General features: G+C 61.7%; 16 protein-coding genes. 14 read left to right on the forward strand and 2 right to left on the reverse strand.

What is annotated here, in order from left to right; all coding sequences use genetic code 11:
- Positions 1 to 341: 341 nt before the first annotated feature.
- The 12 genes from rppH to recD all read left to right on the forward strand — a co-directional run bounded on the left by rppH (position 342) and on the right by recD (position 18828).
- Positions 342 to 872 carry an RNA pyrophosphohydrolase gene (gene rppH, locus QLG03_RS11335; protein WP_004205443.1) on the forward strand — a complete coding sequence of 177 codons (531 nt, stop codon included), beginning with the start codon at positions 342 to 344 and terminating at the stop codon, positions 870 to 872.
- 12 nt (positions 873 to 884) lie between these two features.
- The gene (ptsP, locus tag QLG03_RS11340) at positions 885 to 3131 is read left to right on the forward strand and encodes a phosphoenolpyruvate--protein phosphotransferase (RefSeq protein ID WP_023290901.1); all 2247 of its coding nucleotides are present in this window, start codon (positions 885 to 887) and stop codon (positions 3129 to 3131) included.
- 244 nt (positions 3132 to 3375) lie between these two features.
- Positions 3376 to 4251 carry a prolipoprotein diacylglyceryl transferase gene (lgt, locus tag QLG03_RS11345; RefSeq protein ID WP_004205445.1) on the forward strand — a complete coding sequence of 292 codons (876 nt, stop codon included), beginning with the start codon at positions 3376 to 3378 and terminating at the stop codon, positions 4249 to 4251.
- Positions 4252 to 4257: 6 nt separating this feature from the next.
- Positions 4258 to 5052 (forward strand): thymidylate synthase, encoded by a 795-nt coding sequence (thyA, locus tag QLG03_RS11350; protein ID WP_023290899.1) that lies wholly within the window; start codon positions 4258 to 4260, stop codon positions 5050 to 5052.
- A gap of 188 nt (positions 5053 to 5240) precedes the next feature.
- On the forward strand, positions 5241 to 5792 hold the full coding sequence (locus tag QLG03_RS11355) for a prepilin peptidase-dependent protein (RefSeq protein ID WP_032453981.1): 552 nt from the start codon (positions 5241 to 5243) through the stop codon (positions 5790 to 5792).
- Positions 5789 to 6346, forward strand: coding sequence for a prepilin peptidase-dependent protein (locus QLG03_RS11360; RefSeq protein WP_032453975.1), 558 nt, complete (start codon positions 5789 to 5791; stop codon positions 6344 to 6346). Before QLG03_RS11355 ends, QLG03_RS11360 begins: the two co-directional genes overlap by 4 nt.
- The gene (locus tag QLG03_RS11365; protein ID WP_048298203.1) at positions 6343 to 6750 is read left to right on the forward strand and encodes a DUF2509 family protein; all 408 of its coding nucleotides are present in this window, start codon (positions 6343 to 6345) and stop codon (positions 6748 to 6750) included. Before QLG03_RS11360 ends, QLG03_RS11365 begins: the two co-directional genes overlap by 4 nt.
- A complete protein-coding gene (locus QLG03_RS11370; RefSeq protein WP_255988746.1) occupies positions 6735 to 7058 on the forward strand; it encodes a prepilin-type N-terminal cleavage/methylation domain-containing protein in 324 nt (107 codons plus the stop codon). Before QLG03_RS11365 ends, QLG03_RS11370 begins: the two co-directional genes overlap by 16 nt.
- Positions 7059 to 7070: 12 nt before the next feature.
- Positions 7071 to 10448 carry an exodeoxyribonuclease V subunit gamma gene (recC, locus tag QLG03_RS11375; RefSeq protein ID WP_255988745.1) on the forward strand — a complete coding sequence of 1126 codons (3378 nt, stop codon included), beginning with the start codon at positions 7071 to 7073 and terminating at the stop codon, positions 10446 to 10448.
- A 120-nt stretch (positions 10449 to 10568) separates the two neighbouring features.
- Entirely contained in the window at positions 10569 to 13454 is a 2886-nt protein-coding gene (gene ptrA, locus QLG03_RS11380) for a pitrilysin (RefSeq protein ID WP_255988744.1), read from the forward strand.
- Positions 13451 to 16987, forward strand: coding sequence for an exodeoxyribonuclease V subunit beta (gene recB / locus QLG03_RS11385; protein WP_255988742.1), 3537 nt, complete (start codon positions 13451 to 13453; stop codon positions 16985 to 16987). The genes ptrA and recB overlap by 4 nt, the downstream gene beginning before the upstream one ends.
- Positions 16984 to 18828, forward strand: coding sequence for an exodeoxyribonuclease V subunit alpha (gene recD, locus QLG03_RS11390; RefSeq protein ID WP_255988740.1), 1845 nt, complete (start codon positions 16984 to 16986; stop codon positions 18826 to 18828). The genes recB and recD overlap by 4 nt, the downstream gene beginning before the upstream one ends.
- Positions 18829 to 19036: 208 nt before the next feature.
- On the opposite strand, the gene argA is transcribed toward recD, so the two are convergent.
- The gene (gene argA, locus QLG03_RS11395) at positions 19037 to 20368 is read right to left on the reverse strand and encodes an amino-acid N-acetyltransferase (protein WP_004149616.1); all 1332 of its coding nucleotides are present in this window, start codon (positions 20366 to 20368) and stop codon (positions 19037 to 19039) included.
- Between the two features lie 226 nt (positions 20369 to 20594).
- Between argA and amiC the strand changes: the two genes are divergently transcribed.
- Together amiC and cobD are read left to right on the forward strand one after the other, a co-directional pair.
- Complete coding sequence (amiC, locus tag QLG03_RS11400; protein ID WP_255988738.1) at positions 20595 to 21848, forward strand: N-acetylmuramoyl-L-alanine amidase AmiC; 1254 nt, start codon at positions 20595 to 20597, stop codon at positions 21846 to 21848.
- 17 nt (positions 21849 to 21865) lie between these two features.
- Complete coding sequence (gene cobD, locus QLG03_RS11405) at positions 21866 to 22942, forward strand: threonine-phosphate decarboxylase CobD (RefSeq protein ID WP_255988736.1); 1077 nt, start codon at positions 21866 to 21868, stop codon at positions 22940 to 22942.
- A gap of 3 nt (positions 22943 to 22945) precedes the next feature.
- Here cobD and QLG03_RS11410 read toward each other — a convergent pair whose 3' ends face one another.
- A complete protein-coding gene (locus QLG03_RS11410; RefSeq protein ID WP_255988734.1) occupies positions 22946 to 23812 on the reverse strand; it encodes an L-threonine kinase in 867 nt (288 codons plus the stop codon).
- Positions 23813 to 23857 lie beyond the last annotated feature (45 nt).

A 23857-nucleotide genomic window follows, 5' to 3' on the forward strand; every position in this document is an offset into this window, starting at 1 on the left:
CAGTCGGCGGATCGCATGTGTGATGATCGTCACGTTATGCTGTAATAAGTGAAAGGAATATATTCTAACTTAATGAATATGCTATCATTATTATAAGGTGCTAGCAGTGCGATGTTCAGATTACTCCGGGTTTTCCCGGGTTAATTCCGTACTTCTTCACAACTCTATCCACAGAAAAAGTGAATAAAATCGGACGTCGGGCGCTTTCGCTGTTTATAACTCTGGCAATTACTGTGAGTTATTCAAATGTTATCCGTTCTCAGTGTGCGAACAGAGTGGTTTACCGTTTCCGACGAGTGTGAAACAATCATTCACATTGAAGCTTATCTTGAGGTAGTCCGGTGATTGATGACGATGGCTACCGCCCAAATGTCGGTATTGTAATCTGTAATCGTCAGGGCCAGGTCATGTGGGCCCGACGCTATGGTCAGCACTCGTGGCAGTTCCCGCAAGGGGGCATAAATCCAGGAGAATCCGCAGAGCAGGCGATGTATCGGGAATTGTTTGAAGAGGTCGGGTTAAGCCGTAAAGATGTGCGGATCCTTGCCTCAACCCGTAACTGGCTGCGTTACAAGTTGCCTAAACGTTTGGTGCGTTGGGACACAAAGCCGGTTTGTATCGGCCAGAAACAAAAGTGGTTTCTTTTGCAGTTGATCGGTAACGACGCGGACATCAATATGCAAACCAGCAGCACACCTGAATTTGATGGCTGGCGCTGGGTGAGTTACTGGTACCCGGTGCGTCAGGTGGTGTCGTTCAAACGCGACGTCTACCGCCGGGTGATGAAAGAGTTCGCCAGCGTCACTATGTCGCTGGCGGAGAGCGCACCTAAGCCGCAAAGCGCGCCTGCTTATCGACGTAAAAGAGGTTAAGCCACGCACATTATGCTCACTCGGTTGCGAGAAATAGTCGAGAAGGTCGCGAGTGCGCCGCGTTTAAACGAGGCGCTGGATATTCTGGTGACGGATGTCTGCCAGGCGATGGAGACGGAAGTCTGCTCGGTTTACCTGGCTGACAATGATCGACGCTGCTATTACCTGATGGCTACCCGCGGGTTAAAAAAACCTCGCGGGCGCACCGTTGCGCTGGCGTTCGATGAAGGCCTGGTGGGGCTGGTTGGCCGCCTGGCGGAGCCCATCAACCTCGCCGATGCGCAAAAACACCCCAGCTTCAAGTATATTCCCGCCGTCAAAGAGGACCGCTTCCGCGCCTTCCTTGGCGTGCCGATCATCCAGCGCCGCCAGCTGTTGGGCGTGCTGGTGGTCCAGCAGCGTGAGCTGCGCCAGTTTGATGAAAGCGAAGAGTCTTTCCTCGTCACTCTCGCCACCCAGATGGCGGCGATCCTCTCCCAGTCCCAGCTGAACGCCCTGTTCGGTCAGTATCGTCAGACGCGCATTCGCGCTCTGCCGGCCTCTTCCGGGGTGGCGATCGCCGAGGGCTGGATGGACGTCAGCCTGCCGCTGATGGAGCAGGTGTATGAAGCCTCGACGCTGGACACCGCCTCGGAACGTGAACGCCTGACCGGCGCGCTGGAAGAAGCGGCCAACGAGTTTCGTCGCTACAGCAAACGCTACGCCGCCGGCGCGCAAAAAGAGACGGCGGCGATCTTCGATCTCTACTCGCACCTGCTCTCCGACGCCCGCCTGCGTCGCGAGCTCTTTGCCGAAGTCGACAAAGGCGCCGTCGCCGAGTGGGCGGTCAAAAAGATCATCGAGAAGTTCGCCGAACAGTTTGCCGCGCTGAGCGACGGCTATCTAAAAGAGCGGGCCGGCGACCTGCGCACGCTGGGTCAGCGTCTGCTGTTCCATCTCGACGACAGTATTCAGGGACCTAACACCTGGCCGGCGCGCATTATCCTCGTGGCGGACGAGCTGTCGGCCACCACCCTCGCCGAGGTGCCGCAGGATCGTCTGGCCGGCGTGGTGGTGCGCGATGGCGCTGCCAACTCCCATGCCGCCATTATGGTGCGGGCCCTTGGCATCCCAACGGTGATGGGCGCCGATATTCAGCCCTCTCTGCTGCATGGCCATACGCTGATTGTCGATGGCTATCGCGGTGAGCTGCTGGTGGATCCTGAACCTGTTCTGTTGCAGGAATATCAGCGGCTTATCAGCGAAGAGAACGAGCTCAGCCGCCTGGCGGAGGACGATCTCCAGCGCGCATCGGAGCTGAAAAGCGGCGAACGGGTGAAAGTCATGCTCAACGCCGGCTTAAGCCCGGAGCACGAAGAGAAGCTCGGCAGCTTTGTTGACGGTATTGGTCTGTACCGTACCGAAATTCCTTTTATGCTGCAGAGCGGCTTCCCCTCAGAAGAGGAGCAGGTCGCCCAGTATCAGGGCATGCTGCAGATGTTTAACAGCAAACCGGTGACCCTGCGTACTCTGGACATCGGCGCGGATAAACAGCTGCCGTACATGCCGATCAGTGAAGAGAACCCGTGCCTTGGCTGGCGCGGGATCCGCATCACCCTCGATCAGCCGGAGATCTTTTTGATCCAGGTGCGAGCGATGCTGCGCGCCAACGCCGCCACCGGCAACCTCAGCATTTTGCTGCCGATGGTGACCAGTCTGGAAGAGGTCGATGAGGCCCGTCGGCTGATCGACCGCGCCAGCCGGGAAGTGGAAGAGATGATCGGCTACGCCATCCCGCGTCCGCGTCTGGGGGTGATGCTGGAGGTGCCGTCAATGGTCTTTATGCTGCCGCAGCTGGCCAGCCGGATCGATTTTATCTCGGTAGGCACGAACGACCTGACCCAGTACCTGCTGGCCGTCGACCGTAACAATACCCGGGTCGCCAGCATGTATGACAGCCTGCATCCTGCGGTATTGCGGGCACTGGCGATGATCGCCCATGACGCGGAGCGCTTTGGCATCGATCTGCGACTGTGCGGCGAGATGGCAGGCGACCCGATGTGCGTGACGATCCTCATCGGTCTCGGTTATCGCCATCTGTCGATGAACGGCCGCTCGGTGGCGAGGGTGAAATATCTGCTGCGCCGCATCGATATCGAAGAGGCGCAGGAGCTGTCGCGTCGCAGCCTCGAAGCCCAGATGACCGCCGAGGTGCGCCATCAGGTGGCGGCCTTTATGGAGCGGCGCGGTCTCGGCGGCCTGATCCGCGGCGGGCGGTAGCGGTAGCCCGGGTGAGGCGTAAGCCGTAACCCGGGAATCCTCTGTTCGCACCCTCCGGCAAAATAGGATACCACCGGGAAAACGGCATTCTGTTAGCATCCGTATACATATCTTTTACACGCCGGCGCGGATCGCACACCTGGCTTATGCTATGATTCGCCTCCTTCGGCGTGCCCGTTTTAATCGGGCATGGATCATCACCGCTGTCCACTTTCGGCGGAATAACAAGTCTTTATGGTGACAGATGAATAGTGGCTACCTGCATTTTCCGGAGTTCGATCCGGTCATTTTTTCTCTAGGCCCGGTCTCCCTCCACTGGTACGGTTTAATGTACCTGGTGGGCTTTGTCTTTGCGATGTGGCTGGCCACCCGTCGGGCGAATCGTCCGGGCAGCGGCTGGACGAAAAATGAAGTGGAAAACCTGCTTTACGCGGGCTTCCTCGGCGTCTTCCTGGGCGGCCGTATCGGCTACGTGCTGTTCTACAACCTGCCGGTCTTTCTTGCCGATCCGTTGTATCTGTTCCGCGTCTGGGACGGCGGCATGTCGTTCCACGGCGGCCTGATCGGCGTGATCCTGGTGATGATTATCTTCGCCAGACGCACCAAACGGACCTTTTTCCAGGTCTCCGATTTTATCGCGCCGCTGATCCCGTTTGGCCTTGGCGCCGGGCGTCTGGGCAACTTTATCAACGGCGAGCTGTGGGGCCGCGTGGACCCGAGCTTCCACTACACGATGATTTTCCCGGGCTCCCGTGCTGAAGACCTGGCGCTGCTGCCGACCCACCCGGAATGGCAATCGCTGTTTGATACCTATGGCGCGCTGCCGCGCCACGCGTCGCAGCTGTACGAGCTGGCGCTGGAAGGCGTGGTGCTGTTCCTGATCCTGAACCTGTTTATCCGTAAACCGCGCCCGACCGGTTCCGTTTCCGGCCTGTTCCTGATTGGCTACGGCCTGTTCCGCATTATCGTGGAATTCTTCCGCCAGCCCGACGCCCAGTTCACCGGCGGCTGGGTGCAGTACATCAGCATGGGGCAGATTCTTTCGATCCCGATGGTGCTTGCGGGTATCATCATGATGGTTTGGGCTTACCGCCACCGTCCGCAGCAACTGAATTCTTGAGGAACCATGAAACAGTATCTTGATTTGATGCAGAAAGTGCTCGCCGAGGGCACGCCAAAAAATGACCGCACCGGCACTGGCACGATCTCTATTTTCGGCCATCAGATGCGTTTTAACCTGCAGGAAGGCTTCCCGCTGGTGACCACCAAGCGCTGTCATTTACGCTCCATCATCCATGAACTGCTGTGGTTCCTGCAGGGTGACACCAACATCGCCTATCTGCACGATAACAACGTCACCATCTGGGACGAGTGGGCAGATGAAAATGGCGACCTGGGGCCGGTTTACGGCAAACAGTGGCGTTCCTGGCCTGCGCCGGACGGTCGTCATATCGACCAGATCAGCACGGTGATGGACCAGCTGAAAAACGACCCGGACTCCCGCCGGATCATCGTTTCGGCGTGGAACGTCGGCGAGCTGGATAAGATGGCCCTGGCGCCGTGCCACGCCTTCTTCCAGTTCTATGTCGCCGACGGCAAGCTCTCCTGCCAGCTGTATCAGCGCTCCTGCGACGTCTTCCTCGGCCTGCCGTTCAACATCGCCAGCTACGCTCTGCTGGTGCATATGGTGGCGCAGCAGTGCGATCTGCAGGTCGGCGATTTCGTCTGGACCGGTGGCGACACCCATCTGTACAGCAACCATCTCGAGCAGACTCATCTGCAGCTGAGCCGCGAACCGCGTCCGCTGCCGAAGCTGGTCATCAAACGCAAGCCCGCGTCGATCTTCGACTACCGCTTTGAAGACTTCGAGATTGAAGGTTACGATCCGCACCCGGGAATCAAAGCGCCAGTGGCGATTTAACCCCCTCTGCAGATATGACCAACCGGCGTCCGATGACGCCGGTTTTTTTATGCCGTTTTCACCACCTGAATGAGTGGCAGCCCTCGTCGCCATTAGGATAGGAACGCTTCACCCCGCCCCCTAGCCACAGGCGGTTGTGGGCGGGAATGTTGGAAAGAGGCTCGCAAAAAAATGTTCTGCTGTTGATCATACAAACCTTTTTTGCGTGTCTGGCCGGGAAAGCTATTTTCCGTCGTCGCGCCAGGGCTAACCGCCGCGGCATACTCTGCGCCATGAACAGAGAACATGGCTATACCCTGATGGAAACCCTGGTGACGCTGACGTTAATGATGATCCTCAGCGTCGGCGGCCTGTACGGCTGGCAGCGCTGGCAGCAGCAGCAACGACTGTGGCAAACCGCCGTCCAGGTGCGGGATTTCCTGGTCTTCCTGCGCGATGACGCCAACGCCTACAACCGGGACCGCGTGCTTCGCGTCGGCCAGGATGAAGAGGGCTGGTGCCTGAGTGCGCAGGGGGAGGCGCCGGCGTGCGCCTCCGCGTCGACCTTAACGCTGCGCCCGCGCTGGCCGGGGATCTCGCTGGCAGGCGTCACGCCTGGCCTGGGATTCTACGGCCTGCGCAGCACCGCCTGGGCGGGGAATCTGCGGCTGCAGAGCGAGGCCGGCAGCTGGAGCATTGTGATTTCACACTGGGGGCGGATTCGTTTATGCCGCAGCGACAGCGCGGGAGGGTGCCAGTGAGCCGCCGCGGGTTTTCCCTTGCGGAGGCGCTTATCGCCATGGCGATTGGCTCGCTGCTGCTGATTGGCGCCTGCCGCTTTCTACCCGCCCTGCAGCGCCATATTCTGCGCCAGGGCGAACAGCTGGCCCTGGAGAACGAACTGTGGCAGCGGGTGCATGCCGTGGGTAAACATCTGCAGCGCGCCGGATACTGCCGGGGAGCGTGCGGCGGAGCCGGACTGGAGCTTGCCGCCGACGGCGAGTGCCTGATTGTGCGCTGGGACGCGAACAGCAATGGGACATGGGAAACCTCTCCTGCGGCAGCGGCGGAGAGCACCGGCTTTCGCCTGCGCGACGGCGCGCTGGAGACTTTGCGCGGAGCCAGTGACTGCCGCGGCAGCGGATGGGAGAAAATCACCAATCCGGCCGCTATCGTGGTGACGCGCTTTGCGGCGCAGCGTCTGCTGACCGAGGGCTTCGCGCCGGAGCTGATCGTGACGCTGGCGGCGCGCTCTGCCCGGCAGGCGGGTCTGGCGGCCGAGGTGGAGCAGCGGGTGACGGGGTATAACCTGTGATCCGCCAGCGTGGAATGTCGTCGCTGCTGATGGTGCTCCTGTTGCTGACTCTCGGTAGCCTGCTGCTTGAGGGGCTTAACCTGCAGCAGCGGGCGCTGCTGGCGCAAACCGCCAGCGAAACGCAGGCGATCCGCGATACGGCTGTGGCCCATTCGGCGCTACAGTGGGGAAAGCAGCAGGCCTGGTCGGCACAGGCGCCGCTGGCCTGCCGCGAGCAGGCGCAGCAGGGCTGGCGCGCCTGTCTGCGCATCTTCGACGACGGTTCGCTGCTGCTCAGCAGCGCCAGCGGCGAGGTGCAGGTCTGGCAGTCCGGCGAGGTGCGCGGCGGGCAGGTGCGTTTCTCCGCCCATGGCTGGAGCGATTTTTGCCCGCTCAGGGAGGTGAGCTTATGTCAAATGCCATGAAGCGCCAGCGGGGTTTTAGCCTGCCGGAGACCGTACTGGCGATGGCGCTGATGGTGCTGACGGTCGCAGCGCTGGGCAGCTATCAGCGCGGAATGGCGCAAGGAGTCCACCAGCTGAACCAGACGCGTCAGCTATGGCGCGACGCCTGGCGCTATAGCCAGCTTTCCGCGCCGCCTCCGCCGGCAGGCGAGCAGGTAAGCCGTATGCAGACATCGACGCAAAGATGTGTCAGCATCACGGTAACGATCAGTATGCCCGTTGCAAAGCGGGCGCAGATGACCCGGCTGCATTGCCCGGTCAGCCAGTAGTCAGGAGCAATTATGTTAAGGGTATACCACTCAAACCGGCTGGATGTTCTCGAGGCGTTGATGGAGTTTATCGTCGAGCGCCAGCGGCTGGATGACCCTTTTCAGGCTGAAATGGTGCTGGTGCAGAGTACCGGTATGGCGCAGTGGCTGCAGATGACCCTGGCCTCGCGCTTCGGAATTGCCGCCAACATCGAGTTTCCGCTGCCGGCGAGCTTTATCTGGGATATGTTCGTGCGCGTCCTGAAAGATATCCCTGGCGAAAGCGCCTTCAGCAAGCAGAGCATGAGCTGGAAGCTGATGACTCTCCTGCCGCAGCACCTGGAAGAAGACGATTTTATCCTGCTGCGCCAGTATCTGAGCGATGACGGCGACAAACGCAAGCTGTTTCAGCTGGCCGCCCGGGTAGCGGACCTCTATGACCAGTATCTGGTCTATCGCCCGGAATGGCTGATGCGCTGGGAGGCCGACCAGCGGGTTGACGGCCTCGGCGACGCCCAGCAGTGGCAGGCGCCGCTGTGGAAAGCGCTGGTGCGCTATACCGCCGAGCTCGGTCAGCCGCAGTGGCACCGCGCCAATCTCTATCAGCGCTTTATCAGCGCCCTGGAAAAGGCCGATGAACCGCCCGCCGGGCTGCCGTCGCGCGTCTTTATTTGTGGAATTTCCGCGCTGCCGCCGGTCTACCTGCAGGCGCTGCAGGCGCTGGGTAAGCATGTCGATGTCTATGTGCTGTTCACCAACCCCTGCCGCTACTACTGGGGAGATATTAAAGATCCGGCGTTTCTGGCGAAGCTACTGTCGCGTCAGCGACGCCATCACCGCGAGGCGCGCGCGCTGCCCCTGTTCCGCGACGCCGGGCAGGCGCCAGGGCTGTTTAATGACGCCGGGGAGCAGGATGTCGGCAACCCGCTGCTCGCCTCCTGGGGCAAGCTGGGACGCGACTATATCTACCTGCTGGCGGGGCTGGAGCGCTATGAGGAGCTGGACGCCTTTGTCGATATCGTTCCTGATAACCTGTTGCATAACCTGCAGTCGGATATCCTCGAACTGCGCAACGCGGCGGTGGCCGGGCAGAGCGCAGAGGCGTTCGCTCACAGTCGCGACAAACGTCCGCTGGCGCAGGACGACCGCAGCCTGAGCATTCACGTCTGCCACAGTCCGCAGCGTGAGGTGGAGGTTCTGCACGATCGGCTGCTGGCGATGCTGGAGGCGGATCCGACGCTCACGCCGCGGGATATCATCGTCATGGTGGCGGATATCGATAGCTACAGCCCCTATATACAGGCGGTGTTTGGCGCCGCCAGCGGCGACCGCTGGCTGCCGTGGGCGATCTCCGACCGCCGCGCCCGGGAGTCGCACCCGGTGCTGCAGGCGTTTATCACGCTGCTCTCGCTGCCCGACAGCCGCTTCGCCAGCGAAGATGTGCTGGCGCTGCTGGACGTGCCGGTGCTGGCGGCGCGCTTTAACATCAACGAAGAGGGGCTGCGCTACCTGCGTCAGTGGGTCAACGAGTCCGGGGTCCGCTGGGGAATGGATGACGACAACGTCCGTGAGCTTGACCTGCCGGCGACCGGCCAGCACACCTGGCGGTTCGGCCTTACCCGCATGCTGCTGGGCTACGCGATGGACAGCCGGGAGGGCGAATGGCAGTCGGTGCTGCCCTATGACGAATCCAGTGGTTTGATCGCCGAACTGGTGGGTAACCTTGCATCGCTGCTGATGCAGCTTAACCTGTGGCGACGCGGTCTCGCCCAGCAGCGGCCGCTGGCGGAGTGGCTGCCGGTCTGTCGCGATCTGCTGAATGACTTTTTCCTGCCGGACAGCGAGACCGAAGCGGCGCTGGCGCTGATTGAGCAGCAGTGGCTGGCGGTGATTGATAGCGGTCTGGAAGCGCAGTATGGCGACCAGGTGCCGTTGACGCTGTTGCGCGATGAGCTGGCCCAGCGCCTCGATCAACAACGGATCAGCCAGCGCTTTCTCGCCGGCCCGGTCAACATCTGCACCCTGATGCCGATGCGCTCTATTCCTTTCAAAGTGGTTTGCCTGCTGGGGATGAACGATGGGGTTTATCCGCGAACGCTGCCGCCGCTGGGCTTTGATTTAATGAGCCAGAAGCCGCAGCGCGGCGACCGCAGCCGGCGCGATGATGACCGCTACCTGTTCCTTGAGGCGCTGATGTCCGCCGAACAGACGCTGTATATCAGCTACATCGGCCGTTCTATCCAGGACAACAGCGAGCGCTTTCCCTCGGTGCTGGTGCAGGAGCTGGTGGATTACATCGGCCAGAGCCACTGTCTCGCCGGCGACGAGGAGCTTGATTGCGACACCAGCGAGGCGCGGGTTAAAGCCCACATCACTCACCTGCATACCCGCATGCCGTTCGACATCGCCAATTTCCAGGAGGACGAGAACAAGAGCTACGCCCGGGAATGGCTGGCTGCCGCCGGCCAGCAGGGTGAGGCGCATAGCGACTTCATTCAACCGCTTACCCCGCCGCCGATAGACAGCCTGCCGTTCGAGCAGCTCCTGCGCTTCTGGCAGCACCCGGTTCGCGCGTTCTTTCAGCAGCGTCTGCGGGTCAATTTCCGTGCGGAAGAGGATGATATTCCCGATGACGAGCCCTTCACCCTGGAAGGGCTGAGCCGTTATCAACTGAACCAGCAACTGCTCAATACCCTTATCGAAGAGCAGGACGCCTCGGCCATGTTCCGCCGCTTCCGCGCCGCCGGCGAGCTGCCGTATGGCGCCTTTGGCGAGCTGGTGTGGGAGACGCAGCGTCTGGAGATGCAGGCTCTGGCCGAGCGGGTGAAAGCCGAGCGCCAGCAGGCGCAGAGCATGGAGATCGATCTCCAGTGCGGCAGCGTAAATCTGACCGGCTGGCTGCAGCAGGTGCAGCCGGACGGGCTGCTGCGCTGGCGGCCTTCGCTGCTGAGCGTCTCCCAGGGGATGCAACTTTGGCTGGAACACCTTGTCTACTGTGCCAGCGGCGGCGCCGGCGAGAGCCGGCTGTTTGTGCGTAAAGAGGGAGAGTGGCGTTTTCCGCCGCTGGCGCCCGCCGAGGCGCAGGCGTACCTTAATGAGCTGGTGGATGGCTATTTGCTGGGGATGTCGCAGCCGCTGCTGCTGCTGCCGGAAAGCGGTGGCGCCTGGCTGAAAGCCTGTTATGACGCCGAAAAGGATGTCATCGTAATGGACGAAGAGACGCAGCAGAAAGCGCGGAGCAAATTCCTGCAGACCTACGAAGGTAACATGGTGGTCAGCGGGGAGGGCGCCGATATCTGGTATCAACGCCTGTGGCGTTCGCTGGAGCCGGCGCATTACGAAGAAATCATTGCCCAGACGCAGCGTTATCTGTTACCGCTATATCGTTACCATCAGTCCACACAAATTTAAATAGTATAAAAATTGCGCAGTGAATGGCGGTTCATTTATTATGCGCAACGTATCACGGACTGATGGACATAAAAGGCTGCACGCCGTGCAGCGCAAGTTTGTTAATGATGAGGTTCGTGAATGCCCCGCAGTTTATGGTTCAAGGTTTTTGTAGTGCTGGCCGCCCTCTGGGCGCCGTTGAGTCAAGCCGACACCGGATGGCAGCCTGTTCAGGAGACGATCCGCAAAAGCGAAAAAGATACGCGTCAGTATCAGGCGATCCGTCTTGATAACGACATGGTCGTGCTGCTGGTTTCCGATCCGCAGGCGGTGAAATCGCTGTCGGCGCTGGTGGTGCCGGTGGGATCCCTGCAGGATCCGGCCGATCATCAGGGGCTGGCGCATTTTCTGGAACATATGACGCTGATGGGGTCGCAAAAATATCCCCAGCCTGACAGCCTTGCAGAGTTTCTTAAGCTGCATGGCGGCAGCCATAACGCCAGCACCGCGCCCTACCGCACCGCGTTCTATCTCGAAGTGGAGAATGATGCGCTGGACGGGGCCGTAGACCGGCTGGCCGACGCCATCGCCGCGCCGCTGCTGGATAAAAAATATGCCGACCGCGAACGTAACGCGGTCAACGCCGAGCTGACGATGGCCCGGACGCGAGACGGGATGCGCATGGCCCAGGTCAGCGCAGAAACCATTAACCCGGCTCACCCGGCGGCCCACTTCTCTGGCGGCAACCTCGAGACGCTTAGCGATAAGCCCGGCAACCCGGTTCTTGATGCGCTGCACACCTTCCGCGATAGCTGGTACTCCGCCAACCTGATGAAAGCGGTGATCTACAGCAACAAGCCGTTGCCGGAGCTGGCGCGCATGGCCGCTGACACCTTTGGCCGCGTGCCGAATCGTCACATCAGCAGGCCGGAAATAAGCGTCCCGGTGGTAACCGATGCGCAAAAAGGCATCATTATTCACTATGTGCCGGCGATGCCGCGTAAAGTGCTGCGCGTCGAGTTTCGCATCGACAACAACAGCGATCGTTTCCGCAGCAAAACGGATGAACTGGTCACTTACCTGATCGGCAACCGCAGCCCGGGGACGCTCTCCGACTGGCTGCAAAAGCAGGGACTGGCGGAAGGTATCCGCGCGGATTCTGACCCGGTGGTGAACGGCAACAGCGGCGTGCTGGCGATCTCTGCCACCCTCACCGATAAAGGCCTGGCGCACCGCGACGAAGTGACGGCGGCCATATTCAGCTACCTCAACCTGCTGCGTACCCAGGGCGTCGACAAACGTTACTTTGACGAGTTGGCGCATGTGCTGGCGCTGGATTTCCGCTATCCGTCGATCAACCGCGACATGGATTACGTGGAATGGCTGGCGGATACCATGATCCGGGTGCCGGTCGAGCATGCGCTGGACGTGGTCAACATTGCCGATCGCTACGACCCGCAGGCGATCAAAGACCGGCTGGCGATGATGACTCCGCAGAACGCGCGCATCTGGTATATCAGCCCGCAGGAACCGCATAACAAGACCGCTTATTTTGTCGATGCGCCGTATCAGGTGGATAAGATCGGCGAGCAGACGTTCGCTGACTGGCAGCAAAAAGCGCAGGCGATCAAGCTGCAGCTGCCGGCGCTCAACCCCTATATTCCGGATGATTTCACCCTCATCAAAAGCGATAAAGCCTGGCCGCACCCTCAGCTGATCCTCGATGATCCGACCCTGCGGGTGGTTTATGCCCCGAGCCAGTATTTCGCCAGCGAGCCGAAGGCGGATATCTCCCTGGTGCTGCGTAATCCCCAGGCGATGGACAGCGCTCGCCGGCAGGTGATGTTTGCCCTCAACGATTATCTCGCCGGCATCGCCCTCGATCAGCTCAGTAACCAGGCGGCGGTCGGCGGCATTTCGTTCTCCACCGGCGCCAATAACGGGTTAATGGTCAATGCCAACGGCTACACCCAGCACCTGCCGGCGCTGTTCAGCGACCTGCTGCAGGGATACTTCAGCTATACGCCGACCGAGGAGCAACTGGAGCAGGCCAAATCCTGGTACGCGCAAATGATGGACTCCGCTGAGAAGGGCAAAGCCTACGATCAGGCGATAATGCCGATCCAGATGGTCTCCCAGGTACCGTATTTCCAGCGCGAAGTACGCCGGGCGCTGTTGCCTTCCATCACCTTGCAGGAAGTGCTCGACTACCGCGCCAACCTGAAAACCAAGGGGCGCCCTGAACTGATGGTGATCGGCAATATGTCCGCCGATGCCGCCACGACGCTGGCTCGCCAGATCCAGCAGCAGCTGGGCGCTGACGGCAACGAATGGTGCCGCAATAAAGACGTGGTGGTGAACCGGCAGCAGCTGGCGATCTTCAACAAAGCGGGCAACAGCACCGACTCCGCGCTGGCCGCGGTGTTTGCGCCGCCCAATGTGGATGAGTTCAGCAGCACCGCCGCCAGTACCCTGCTGGGACAGATTATTCAGCCGTGGTTCTACAACCAGCTGCGCACCGAAGAGCAGCTCGGCTACGCGGTCTTTGCCTTCCCGATGAACGTGGGGCGCCAGTGGGGTATGGGCTTCCTGCTGCAGAGTAGCGATAAGCAGCCGGCTTTCCTCTGGCAGCGGTTCCAGGCCTTCTTCCCCACCGCGGAGGCGAAGCTGCGGGCGATGAAGCCGGAAGAGTTTGCCCAACTCCAGCAGGCGGTGATAAGCCAGATGCTGCAGGCGCCGCAGACGCTGGGCGAAGAGGCATCGAAACTGAGCAAAGATTTCGATCGCGGTAATATGCGTTTTGATTCACGTGATAAAGTAGTGGCTCAGATTAAACTGCTGACGCCGCAAAAACTTGCCGATTTCTTCCATCAGACGGTGGTGGAGCCGCAGGGCATGACGATACTGTCCCAGATTTCCGGTAGCCAGAATGGCAAAGCGGACTACGCCCAGCCGGCAGGCGGCAAAGTGTGGGAAAACGTCAGCGCATTGCAGCAATCCTTACCCCTGATGCGAGAGAATGAATGACCGACACCGCTGAGTCTTTGGATCCCCTGCGCTTGCCCTTGAGGGGCGAGCGCCTGATAGAAGCCTCTGCGGGCACCGGAAAAACCTTTACCATCGCCGCGCTGTATCTGCGGCTGCTGCTGGGGCTGGGCGGCGAGGCCGCCTATCCCCGCGCCATCAGCGTTGAAGAGCTGCTGGTGGTGACCTTTACCGAGGCGGCGACCGAAGAGCTGCGCGGACGTATCCGCAGCAACATCCATGAACTGCGCATCGCCTGTATGCGCGGTGAATCCGACAACCCGCTCTACAGCGCGCTGCTGGCGGAGATCGCCGATAAAGACGATGCCGCGAAGACCCTGCTGTTGGCCGAACGGCAGATGGACGAGGCGGCGGTGTTCACCATCCACGGTTTTTGCCAGCGGATGCTGAGCCTTAACGCCTTCGAGTCGGGCATGCTGTTCGAGCAGCAGCTGATCGAGGATGAATCCCGCCTGCGCTATCAGGCCTGCGCCGACTTCTGGCGCCGTCACTGTTATCCACTGACCCGCGATATCGCGGCGGTGATCCATGACGTCTGGAAAGGGCCGCGCGACCTGCTGAAGTCCCTTGACCGCTGGCTGCAGGGCGAAGCGCCGCAGCTCAAGTCGCCGCCAGCCGCCGACGAGACGCTGGCCGAACGCCATCAGCAAATCATCGGCCGCATTGACTCGCTCAAGCAGCAGTGGCGCGAGCAGGTGGGGGAGATCGAAGGCGTGCTTGAAGATTCCGGCCTTGACCGGCGGAAGTTCAATCGCGGCAACCAGGGCAAATGGCTTGAGAAAGTGACCGCCTGGGCGCAGGAAGAGACGCTGAGCTATCAGTTGCCCGACGCGCTGGAGAAATTTGCCCAGTCGTTTCTGCTTGAGCGTACCAAAGCTGGTGGCGAACCGCCCGTGCATCCTCTGTTTAGCGCCGTCGAATCGCTGCTGGCCTCGTCGCTGACGCTCACCGATCTGGTGCTGGCGAGAGCGATGGTCGAGATCCGTGATGCGGTCGCGCGCGAAAAGCGCCGCCGCGGCGAGCTGGGGTTTGACGACATGCTCAGCCGGCTTGACGAGGCGCTGCGCGGCGACAGCGGCGAGGCGCTGGCCAGCGCCATTCGCCAGCGTTTTTCGGTGGCGATGATCGATGAGTTTCAGGATACCGACCCCCAGCAGTACCGGATTTTCCGCCGTATCTGGCGCCAGCGTCCGGAGACGGCGCTGCTGCTGATCGGCGATCCGAAGCAGGCCATCTACGCTTTTCGCGGCGCCGATATCTTTACCTATATGAAAGCGCGCGGCGACGTTGCCGCGCACTACACGCTTGACACCAACTGGCGCTCCTCCCCTGGCATGGTGGGCAGCGTTAACCGGCTGTTCAGCCTCAGCGATAACCCCTTCATGTTTCGCGAGATACCGTTCCTGCCGGTGAAGTCGGCGGCGAAGAACCAGGGGCTGCGCTTTACCGTTGACGCAGCGGATGTCCCGGCGATGAACGTCTGGCTGATGCCCGGCGACACCGTTGGCGCCGGCGATTATCAGACGTTTATGGCCCAGCTCTGCGCCACGCAGATCCGCGACTGGCTGAGCGCCGGTCAGCAGGGGCGCGCACGGCTGTGGCGTGGGGAAACTTCGCGCCCGGTGCAGGCTTCGGATATTACCGTGCTGGTGCGCAACCGGCTGGAGGCGGCGCAGGTGCGTGAAGCGCTCCAGACGCTGGGCATCCCCTCGGTCTACCTCTCCAACCGCGACAGCGTTTTTGAGACGCTGGAGGCCCAGGAGCTGCTCTGGCTATTGCAGGCGGTGTTGTCCCCGGAGCGGGAAAATACCCTGCGCAGCGCGTTGGCGACCTCAATGTTTGGCCTGACCGCGCTGGATATTGAAAACCTCAACCAGGATGAGCAGGCGTGGGACGCGCTGGTGGAGGAGTTCAGCGAATACCGCCAGATCTGGCGTCAGCGCGGGGTGATGCCGATGCTGCGGGCGCTGATGACGGCCCGGCACATCGCCGAGAACCTGCTGGCGACCCGGGGCGGCGAGCGGCGCTTAACCGACATACTGCACATCAGCGAATTGCTGCAGGAGGCGGCCAGCCAGCTGGAAAGCGAGCATGCCCTGGTGCGCTGGCTGACGCAGCATATCGCCGAGCCGGACAGCAACGCCGCCAGCCAGCAGATGCGTCTCGAAAGCGATAAGCACCTCGTGCAAATCGTCACTATTCACAAGTCAAAAGGACTGGAATATCCCCTGGTCTGGCTGCCGTTTATCGCCCGGTTTCGCAAACAGGACCAGGCGTTCTATCACGATCGCGAGACGTTCGCGGCGGTACTGGATCTGGGCCAGGATGAGGCCAGCCTCGAGCTGGCGGAGGCGGAACGGCTGGCGGAAGATCTGCGCCTGCTGTACGTCGCTCTCACCCGCGCGGTCTGGCACTGCAGCCTTGGCGTGGCGCCCCTCAGCAGTCGAAAGTCCGGCAACAGCGATTTTCATCTGAGCGCCCTCGGGCGGCTGCTGCAGGCGGGCGAAGCCATGGATGCCGCCGGGCTGGCCGCGCGTTTAGCGGACTTCTGCCATGGCGATATTGCATTACAGAGACCTGGCGAGCTGGATCTGACCCCGTGGCAGGCGCCGGCGGCGAGCATTCCCCCGCTGTCGGCGCGCGAGCTGCAGCGCCGCATCGCCGACGACTGGCGGGTGACCAGCTACTCCGGGCTGCAGCAGCATGGTTTCAGCGGCGGACAGGATCTGCTGCCGCGTCTGGATGTCGATGCCGCCGGCGTCGGCGAAGTCGTGGAAGATCCGCAGCTGACCCCACACCAGTTTCCGCGCGGCGCCGCGCCGGGAACCTTCCTGCACAGTCTGTTTGAGGAGCTGGACTTTACCCAGCCGGTGCCGGACGGGTGGATGGCGGAGAAACTACAGCTGAGCGGGTTTGACGCGCAGTGGGCGCCGGTGCTGACCGACTGGCTGGGGGGCGTGCTGCAGACCCGTCTGCCGGGGCCGGATATCGCGCTCAATCAGCTGGCGGCGCGGGATAAACAGGTGGAGATGGCATTTTACCTGCCCATCGCCCAGCTGCTGACGGCGGAGCGCCTTGACGCGCTTATCCGCCAGTACGATCCCCTTTCCGCCGACACGCCGCCGCTGGATTTCCGCCAGGTGCGCGGCATGCTGAAGGGCTTTATCGATCTGGTCTTCCGCCATGAAGGCCGCTATTACCTGCTGGATTACAAATCGAACTGGCTGGGGGAAGATCGCGAGGCCTATACCCGGCCCGCGATGGAGCAGGCGATGCGGGCTCACCGCTACGATCTGCAGTATCAGCTGTACAGCCTGGCGCTCCACCGCTATCTGCGCCACCGGCTGGCCGATTACGACTATGATCGCCACTTCGGCGGCGTGATTTATCTCTTCCTGCGCGGCATGGACGGGCAGGAGGGGGGGCAGGGGATCTTCACCACCCGGCCGGTGCGACCGCTGATTGACGGTCTGGATCAGCTTTTTGCCGGAGAAACTCAGGAGGAGGCCTCATGACTTTCGAACAACTACTGCTGGCGGCGGTGGAGCAGCGTCTGCTGCGGCCGCTGGATGTCCAGTTTGCCCTGATGGTGGCGCAAAACGACCCGCCGGCGGTCAAGCTGGCGGCGGCCTTGCTGAGCCGGGACGCCGGCGAGGGGCACGTATGCCTGCCGCTCTCGCAGCTGAGCGGCGACGAGGCGCTCGGCGGGAAAGCGGGGGAGATCCGCGATCGGCTGCTGGCCGAAGCCGGCGCGCCTGAAGACTGGCCCGCGCTGCTGCTCGCTTCGTCGGCGGTGAGCGGCGGCGATGCCCCGGCGCCGATGATCTTATGCGGCGACCGGCTCTATCTGAACCGGATGTGGCGCAACGAGCTGACCGTCGCCCGCTTCTTCAACGAAGCCAACCGGGTGCTGGAGATGGATGAGGCCCGGCTGGCGTCAACCCTGAACGCTCTGTTCCCTGCCACCGGCGAAACCGACTGGCAAAAAGTGGCCGCGGCGGTGGCGCTGACCCGCCGCATCTCGGTGATCTCCGGCGGTCCCGGGACCGGGAAGACCACCACCGTGGCCAAACTTCTGGCTGCGCTAATCCAGATTGAAGACAGTCCGCGCTGTCGTATTCGCCTGGCGGCGCCGACGGGGAAAGCGGCGGCGCGCCTGACCGAATCGCTGGGCGCGGCGTTGAGAAAACTGCCGCTGACCGACGCGCAGAAAGCGTTGATTCCCACCGAGGCCAGCACGCTGCATCGTCTGCTGGGCGCCCAGCCCGGCAGCCAGCGCATGCGCTATCACGCCGGCAACCCGCTGCATCTGGACGTGCTGGTGGTGGATGAAGCCTCGATGATCGACCTGCCGATGATGTCGCGGCTCATCGACGCGCTGCCGGCTCACGGGCGGGTGATTTTTCTCGGCGATCGCGACCAGCTGGCCTCCGTGGAAGCGGGGGCGGTGCTGGGGGATATCTGCGCCTGGGCGAGTTCGGGCTATACCGCCGCGCGGGCGCAGGAGCTGACCCGGCTGACCGGTTCGCCGGTACCGGCGGGCGAGGGGGCTATCGCTGGCGCGCTGAGAGATAGCTTGTGCCTGCTGCAAAAGAGCTATCGCTTCGGCAGTCACTCCGGCATTGGGAACCTGGCGCGGGCGGTGAACGCTGGCGCGCGCGCGGAGGTGAAGGCCACGCTGCGCCAGCCGTTTGACGATATCGCGCTTCATCCCCTCAGCACGACCGAAGAGTACGAAGCCATGCTCGGCGCGGCACAGCAGGGCTATGAGCGCTACCTGCAGCTGCGCCGCGAGCGGGCGGAACCGCAGGCGATGCTGGCCGCCTTCAGCGAATTTCAGCTGCTGTGCGCGCTGCGGGAAGGGCCGTACGGCGTGAGCGGCGTCAATGAGCGGCTGGAGCAGCGGCTCAACCGTCAGCGGGCGATCGCCCTGCCGCGCCACTCCCGCTGGTATGACGGCCGGCCGATTATGATCGCGCGCAACGACAGCGCGCTGGGACTGTTTAATGGCGATATCGGGATAGCGCTGGAGCGCAACGGCGAGCTGAGGGTGTGGTTCCTGATGCCCGACGGCGCCATCAAGTCGGTGCAGCCGAGCCGCCTGCCGGAGCATGATACCGCCTGGGCGATGACCGTGCATAAATCGCAGGGATCGGAGTTCGACCATGCGGCGCTGATCCTGCCGGCGCGCAGCGTCCCGCTGGTGACGCGCGAACTGGTCTACACCGCGATCACCCGCGCGAAACAGCGGTTGTCGCTCTATGCCGACGAGCAGGTGCTCTCCCAGGCCATTGTGACGCGAACCGAGCGGCGAAGCGGCCTGACGGAGATCTTCGCCGGGCACAAAGCCCCCTGAGATGCCGCGTTTGGGCGACGGGTAGCGTGACGACGCTCCTCGACGGCTGGGCGCATATCGGTGAGCCAGCGAGGTAAAGGGTCTACGCGAAAAGCAGAATTCTACCCGCGAGCCGCAGACAGCGTGCCGGCCAGGCGTAGCAGGGGACTGGCCCGGGGAGCGATAAACGCCGTGTTATCCCGGGCCGTTAGCAACAGCGAAGAAGGGCTTAAGCGAGGTCGGCCATCAGCACCTTCGACCGGCGCTGATAGTTATACATCTGCTTTTTACTCTCCGGCAGCAGGTCGATATCCACCGGCGTGAAGCCGCGCTCCTGGAACCAGTGGATGCTGCGGGTGGTTAACACAAACAGCTTGCTCAGCCCCATCTGTCTGGCCTGGGCGGCAATACGCTCCAGCAGCACCTCTCCCCGCGACGAGCTCCGGTAATCCGGATGCACCGCCACGCAGGCCATTTCGCCGATCTTCTCTTCCGGGAAAGGATAGAGGGCGGCGCAGGCGATAGTGGTGTTATCGCGCTGAATAATAGTGAATTTGTCGATCTCCATCTCCAGCTGCTCGCGGGAGCGGCGCACCAGGATGCCCTGCTGTTCCAGCGGGCTTATCAGCTCGAGAATTCCGCCGATATCGTTGATGGTCGCCCGGCGGATTTGCTCTGCGCTCTCCATGACGATCTGGGTGCCGATGCCGTCGCGTGAGAATAGCTCCTGCAGCAGCGCGCCATTTTCCTGATAGCTGATCAGATGGCAGCGCCGCACGCCGCTGCGGCAGGCCTTCACGGCCCCGCGCAGGAAGCGCACGGTACCGGAGTTATAATCTTCGTCCGCTTCCAGCTCTTCGACGCGGGCCTGCGCTTCATTGGGGAACAGTTCGGAGACAATTTCCCCGGCCTGGTTGTAAACCCCTTGCGAAGAACAGAAGCCGATCATTTTCTCTGCTTTCAGCTTGATAGCCAACTGGGTGGCGATCTCTTCCGAAGTCAGGTTAAAGCTTTCGCCGGTGACCGACACCGCGACCGGCCCCATCAGCACAATGGCGCCGCTGTCGAGCTGGCGATGAATCGCCTCTTCGTCAATGCGGCGAATGCGGCCGCTGTGGCAATAATCAACGCCGTCATCAACGCCCAGCGGCTGGGCAATGATAAAGTTGCCGCTGACGACGTTGATATGGGCTCCCTGCAATGGGGTGTTGTTGAGGCTCATCGACAGGCGGGCGGTGATCTCCAGCTGCAGCATCCCCGCCGCCTGCTTAACCAGCTCCAGCGTTTTGGCGTCAGTCACTCGCGTCTGCTTGTGATAGACCGGCTCGTGATGGTGCTCGGCGAGGTTAGCGTCAATCTGCGGGCGGGCGCCATAGACCACCACCAGGCGAATGCCCAGGCTATGCAATAACCCTATGTCATTGACAATATTTGAGAAATTTTCATGCTCAATGGCTTCGCCGCCCAGCATGATGACAAACGTTTTTCCCCGATGGGCATTAATATAGGGAACAGAATGGCGGAATCCTTCTACCAGTTCAGTGCGACGTTCCTTCACCATGACAAACCCTCAATGCATGATTATTCGTAATTATTGTATTTTTATTCTGTTTTGCCGTTAAACGCAAGCCCCAATTTGAGGCTAAGCCCTGAAAAACATGTGACCCGGCGCAGGGTGTCAATGAATGTTTACCCTTTTATAGATGACAGGTTATATGCCTTTCGTTAAAGTTTCTGGTCAATCTGTTTGTTTTGGGTATAAATGCGTTTTATTGCTTGGGAGTGGCATGTCGGGATACAACTCTGGATTAAGCCGTCGCCGTCTGCTGCAGGGCGCGGGCGCCATGTGGTTAATGAGCGTGAGCCCCGTTGGGCTGGCCGCCGCCGCGCGGGTGGTTGCCGTTCGCGTCTGGCCTGCATCGACCTACACGCGCGTCACGGTGGAATCGAATCATGTGCTGAAATACCGGCAGTTTGCCCTCAGTAATCCGGAACGGGTGGTGGTGGATCTGGAAGGGGTTAATCTGAACTCGGTGCTGAAAGGCATGGGGGGGCAGATCCGCGATGACGATCCCTTTATTAAGTCCGCCCGCGTGGGCCAGTTTGATCCGCAAACCGTGCGCATGGTCTTCGAGCTCAAGCAGAACGTTAAGCCGCAGCTGTTTGCCCTTGCGCCGGTGGCCGGCTTTAAAGAGCGTCTGGTGATGGATCTTTACCCCGCCAACGCCACCGATGTGCAGGATCCGCTGCTGGCGCTGCTCGAGGATTACAACAAAGGCGATCTGCAGCGTCAGGTACCGCCGGCGCAAAGCGGGCCGCAGCCGGGTAAAGCCGGGCGCGATCGGCCGATTGTCATTATGCTCGATCCCGGGCACGGCGGCGAAGATTCGGGCGCTGTGGGCAAGTATCGCACCCGCGAGAAAGACGTGGTGCTGCAGATTGCCCGTCGCCTGCGGGCGCTGATCGACAAAGAAGGCAATATGAAGGCCTATATGACCCGCAACGAAGACGTGTTTATCCCGTTGAAGGTGCGTGTCGCCAAGGCGCAGAAACAGCGCGCCGACCTGTTCGTATCGATTCACGCCGACGCCTTTACCAGCCGCCAGCCCAGCGGCTCCTCGGTGTTTGCGCTCTCCACCAAGGGAGCCACCAGTACCGCGGCAAAATATCTCGCCCAGACGCAGAACGCCTCGGATCTGATCGGTGGGGTCAGCAAGAGCGGCGATCGCTATGTCGACCACACCATGTTCGATATGGTGCAGTCCCTCACCATCGCCGACAGCCTCAAATTTGGTAAGGCGGTGCTGGAGAAAATGGGTAACATCAATAATCTGCACAAAAATCGGGTAGAGCAGGCGGGCTTTGCGGTGCTCAAGGCACCCGATATCCCCTCCATTCTGGTGGAGACGGCGTTTATCAGTAACGTGGAAGAGGAGCGGAAGCTGAAAACGGCCAAATTCCAGCAGGAGGTGGCCGAGTCGATCCTTGCAGGGATTAAAGCGTACTTCGCCGACGGCGCGACGCTGGCCCGGCGTGGATAACCACACAGGAAAAGGATATGGCCTTACTGAAAAGCGCCCATGGCGGCAATATCCGCGAGGCCGCCGCCCTGCTGGGCGTTGCCCCCAACGAGCTGCTGGATTTTAGCGCCAACATCAATCCGCTGGGAATGCCTGCCTCGCTCAGGCAGGCGATCGTCGATAACCTCGGCTGCGCCGAGCGCTATCCTGACGTCGAATATCAACAGCTGCACCAGGCGCTGGCGGCCCACCATCAGCTGCCGGCGGGGCATATCCTCGCCGGCAATGGCGAAACCGAATCGATCTTCACCCTCGCCCACGGCCTTAAGCCGAGGCGGGCAATGATCGTCATTCCTGGCTTCGCGGAGTACCGGCGGGCGCTGCAAACCGTGGATTGCGCGGTCGTGGAGTATGCCCTTCGGGAGTGCGATGGCTGGCAGCTGACCGACGCGATCCTCGATGCCCTCACCCCGGCGCTGGACTGCCTGTTTCTCTGCACGCCGAACAACCCCACCGGCCTGCTGCCAGAGCGGGGCCTGCTGGAAGCCATTGCCCGGCGTTGCCAGGCGCTGAACATCAGCCTGATCCTCGATGAGGCCTTCCTTGACTTTATCCCCGACCAGCAGGGGTTTATTCCCCTGCTGGCGCAGTATCCGCACGTCTGGGTTTTGCGCTCGCTCACTAAGTTTTATGCCATTCCGGGACTGCGTCTTGGCTACCTGCTCAATGCTGACGCGCAGGCGGTAGCCCGACTGCGCGAGCGACAAATGCCGTGGTCCATCAATGCGTATGCCGCGCTGGCCGGCGAGATCATCCTCCAGGACCGGGCGTATCAGCGGGCCACCTGGCAGTGGCTGCAGGAGGAGGGGGCGCGTTTCTACGCGCAGCTGCAGGAGATAGCCGGGCTGACCGTGTGGCCCGGGCGCGCCAACTACCTGTTCTTGCGCTGCGACAGACCAGAGCTTGACCTGCAATATGCCCTGTTGCGCCAGCATGTGCTGATCCGCAGCTGCGCGAATTACCCGGGGCTTGATAGCCGCTATTTCCGGGTGGCGATCCGCAGCGCCGGCGAAAACGACCAGCTGCTGGCGGCGCTGCGCCGGGCGCTGGCCTGAGCCCTATTGCAGGGTGACGCCCCCCGGGACCATCGCCAGCAAGTGCTGCAGAGGCCAGTGGGCGGCGATGTCGCTTTCTGCCAGCCGCCATTTTAAAAAGTCGACGTCATGACGACGGCGGTCCAGCAGCAGGCCGACGACGCTGCCGCTGTGCGCCACGTTAAGGCCATAGAGCCCTGCGCTTTCCACCAGGTCCAGCAGCGCGTCAAACCCCGGCTTGGGCAACAGCCGCTGGCTGGCGATGGCGCTGATGGTCGCCGCTTCGCCCAGCAGCTGCGGGCTACCGCGCTGGCAGGCCTGCTGCACTTTCTCCCACGCCAGCTGCAGCCGGGAGGCGTTAGCCAGCAGACCCGGCTCGCGCGGCAGCTGGTGGTAGTCAGTGGTGCGCAGCGTCAGCGGGCTCTCCAGCACTAACAGGTCGAGCGCCGGCGGCGCAGGGCAGGCGATTTGCGTGGCGGCGGTATTATGGTCGAACAGCGTCAGCTGGCGGAACAGGGTGCTGTCGGTGGGCTCCAGCGCGACGCACAGGCGCGCCAGCGTCGGCTCATCCAGCGCGTGGCCCAGATGATGGGCGGTAGCCGCCGCGGTGGCGGCGATATCGGCGGTGCTGCTGGCCATCCCTTTGGCGACCGGGATCGTCGAGTGCAGGGTGATGCGGATCTGCTGACTCAGCGCCGCCGGGTAGCCCCAGTGGGCCAGCAGCTGGTCGACCATCGCCCGCGACAGTGGCCGCTCATCGTTTCGCGGCGTGCCGGTCTCGACCTCGACGGTGCTGTACCAGTCCACCGGGCAGGAGACCAGCTTCTCGCTGCCGAGGATCCAGCCCTGGATAAGTTCTCCGCACGAGGCGGGACATTGTGCAACGGCCACGTTTTCACCTTTCCGCTTACCTTCGCCAGGGCGCATAGTGGCACG

Source organism: Klebsiella sp. V115_8, assembly GCF_029967715.1.
Classification (GTDB): domain Bacteria; phylum Pseudomonadota; class Gammaproteobacteria; order Enterobacterales; family Enterobacteriaceae; genus Klebsiella; species Klebsiella quasipneumoniae.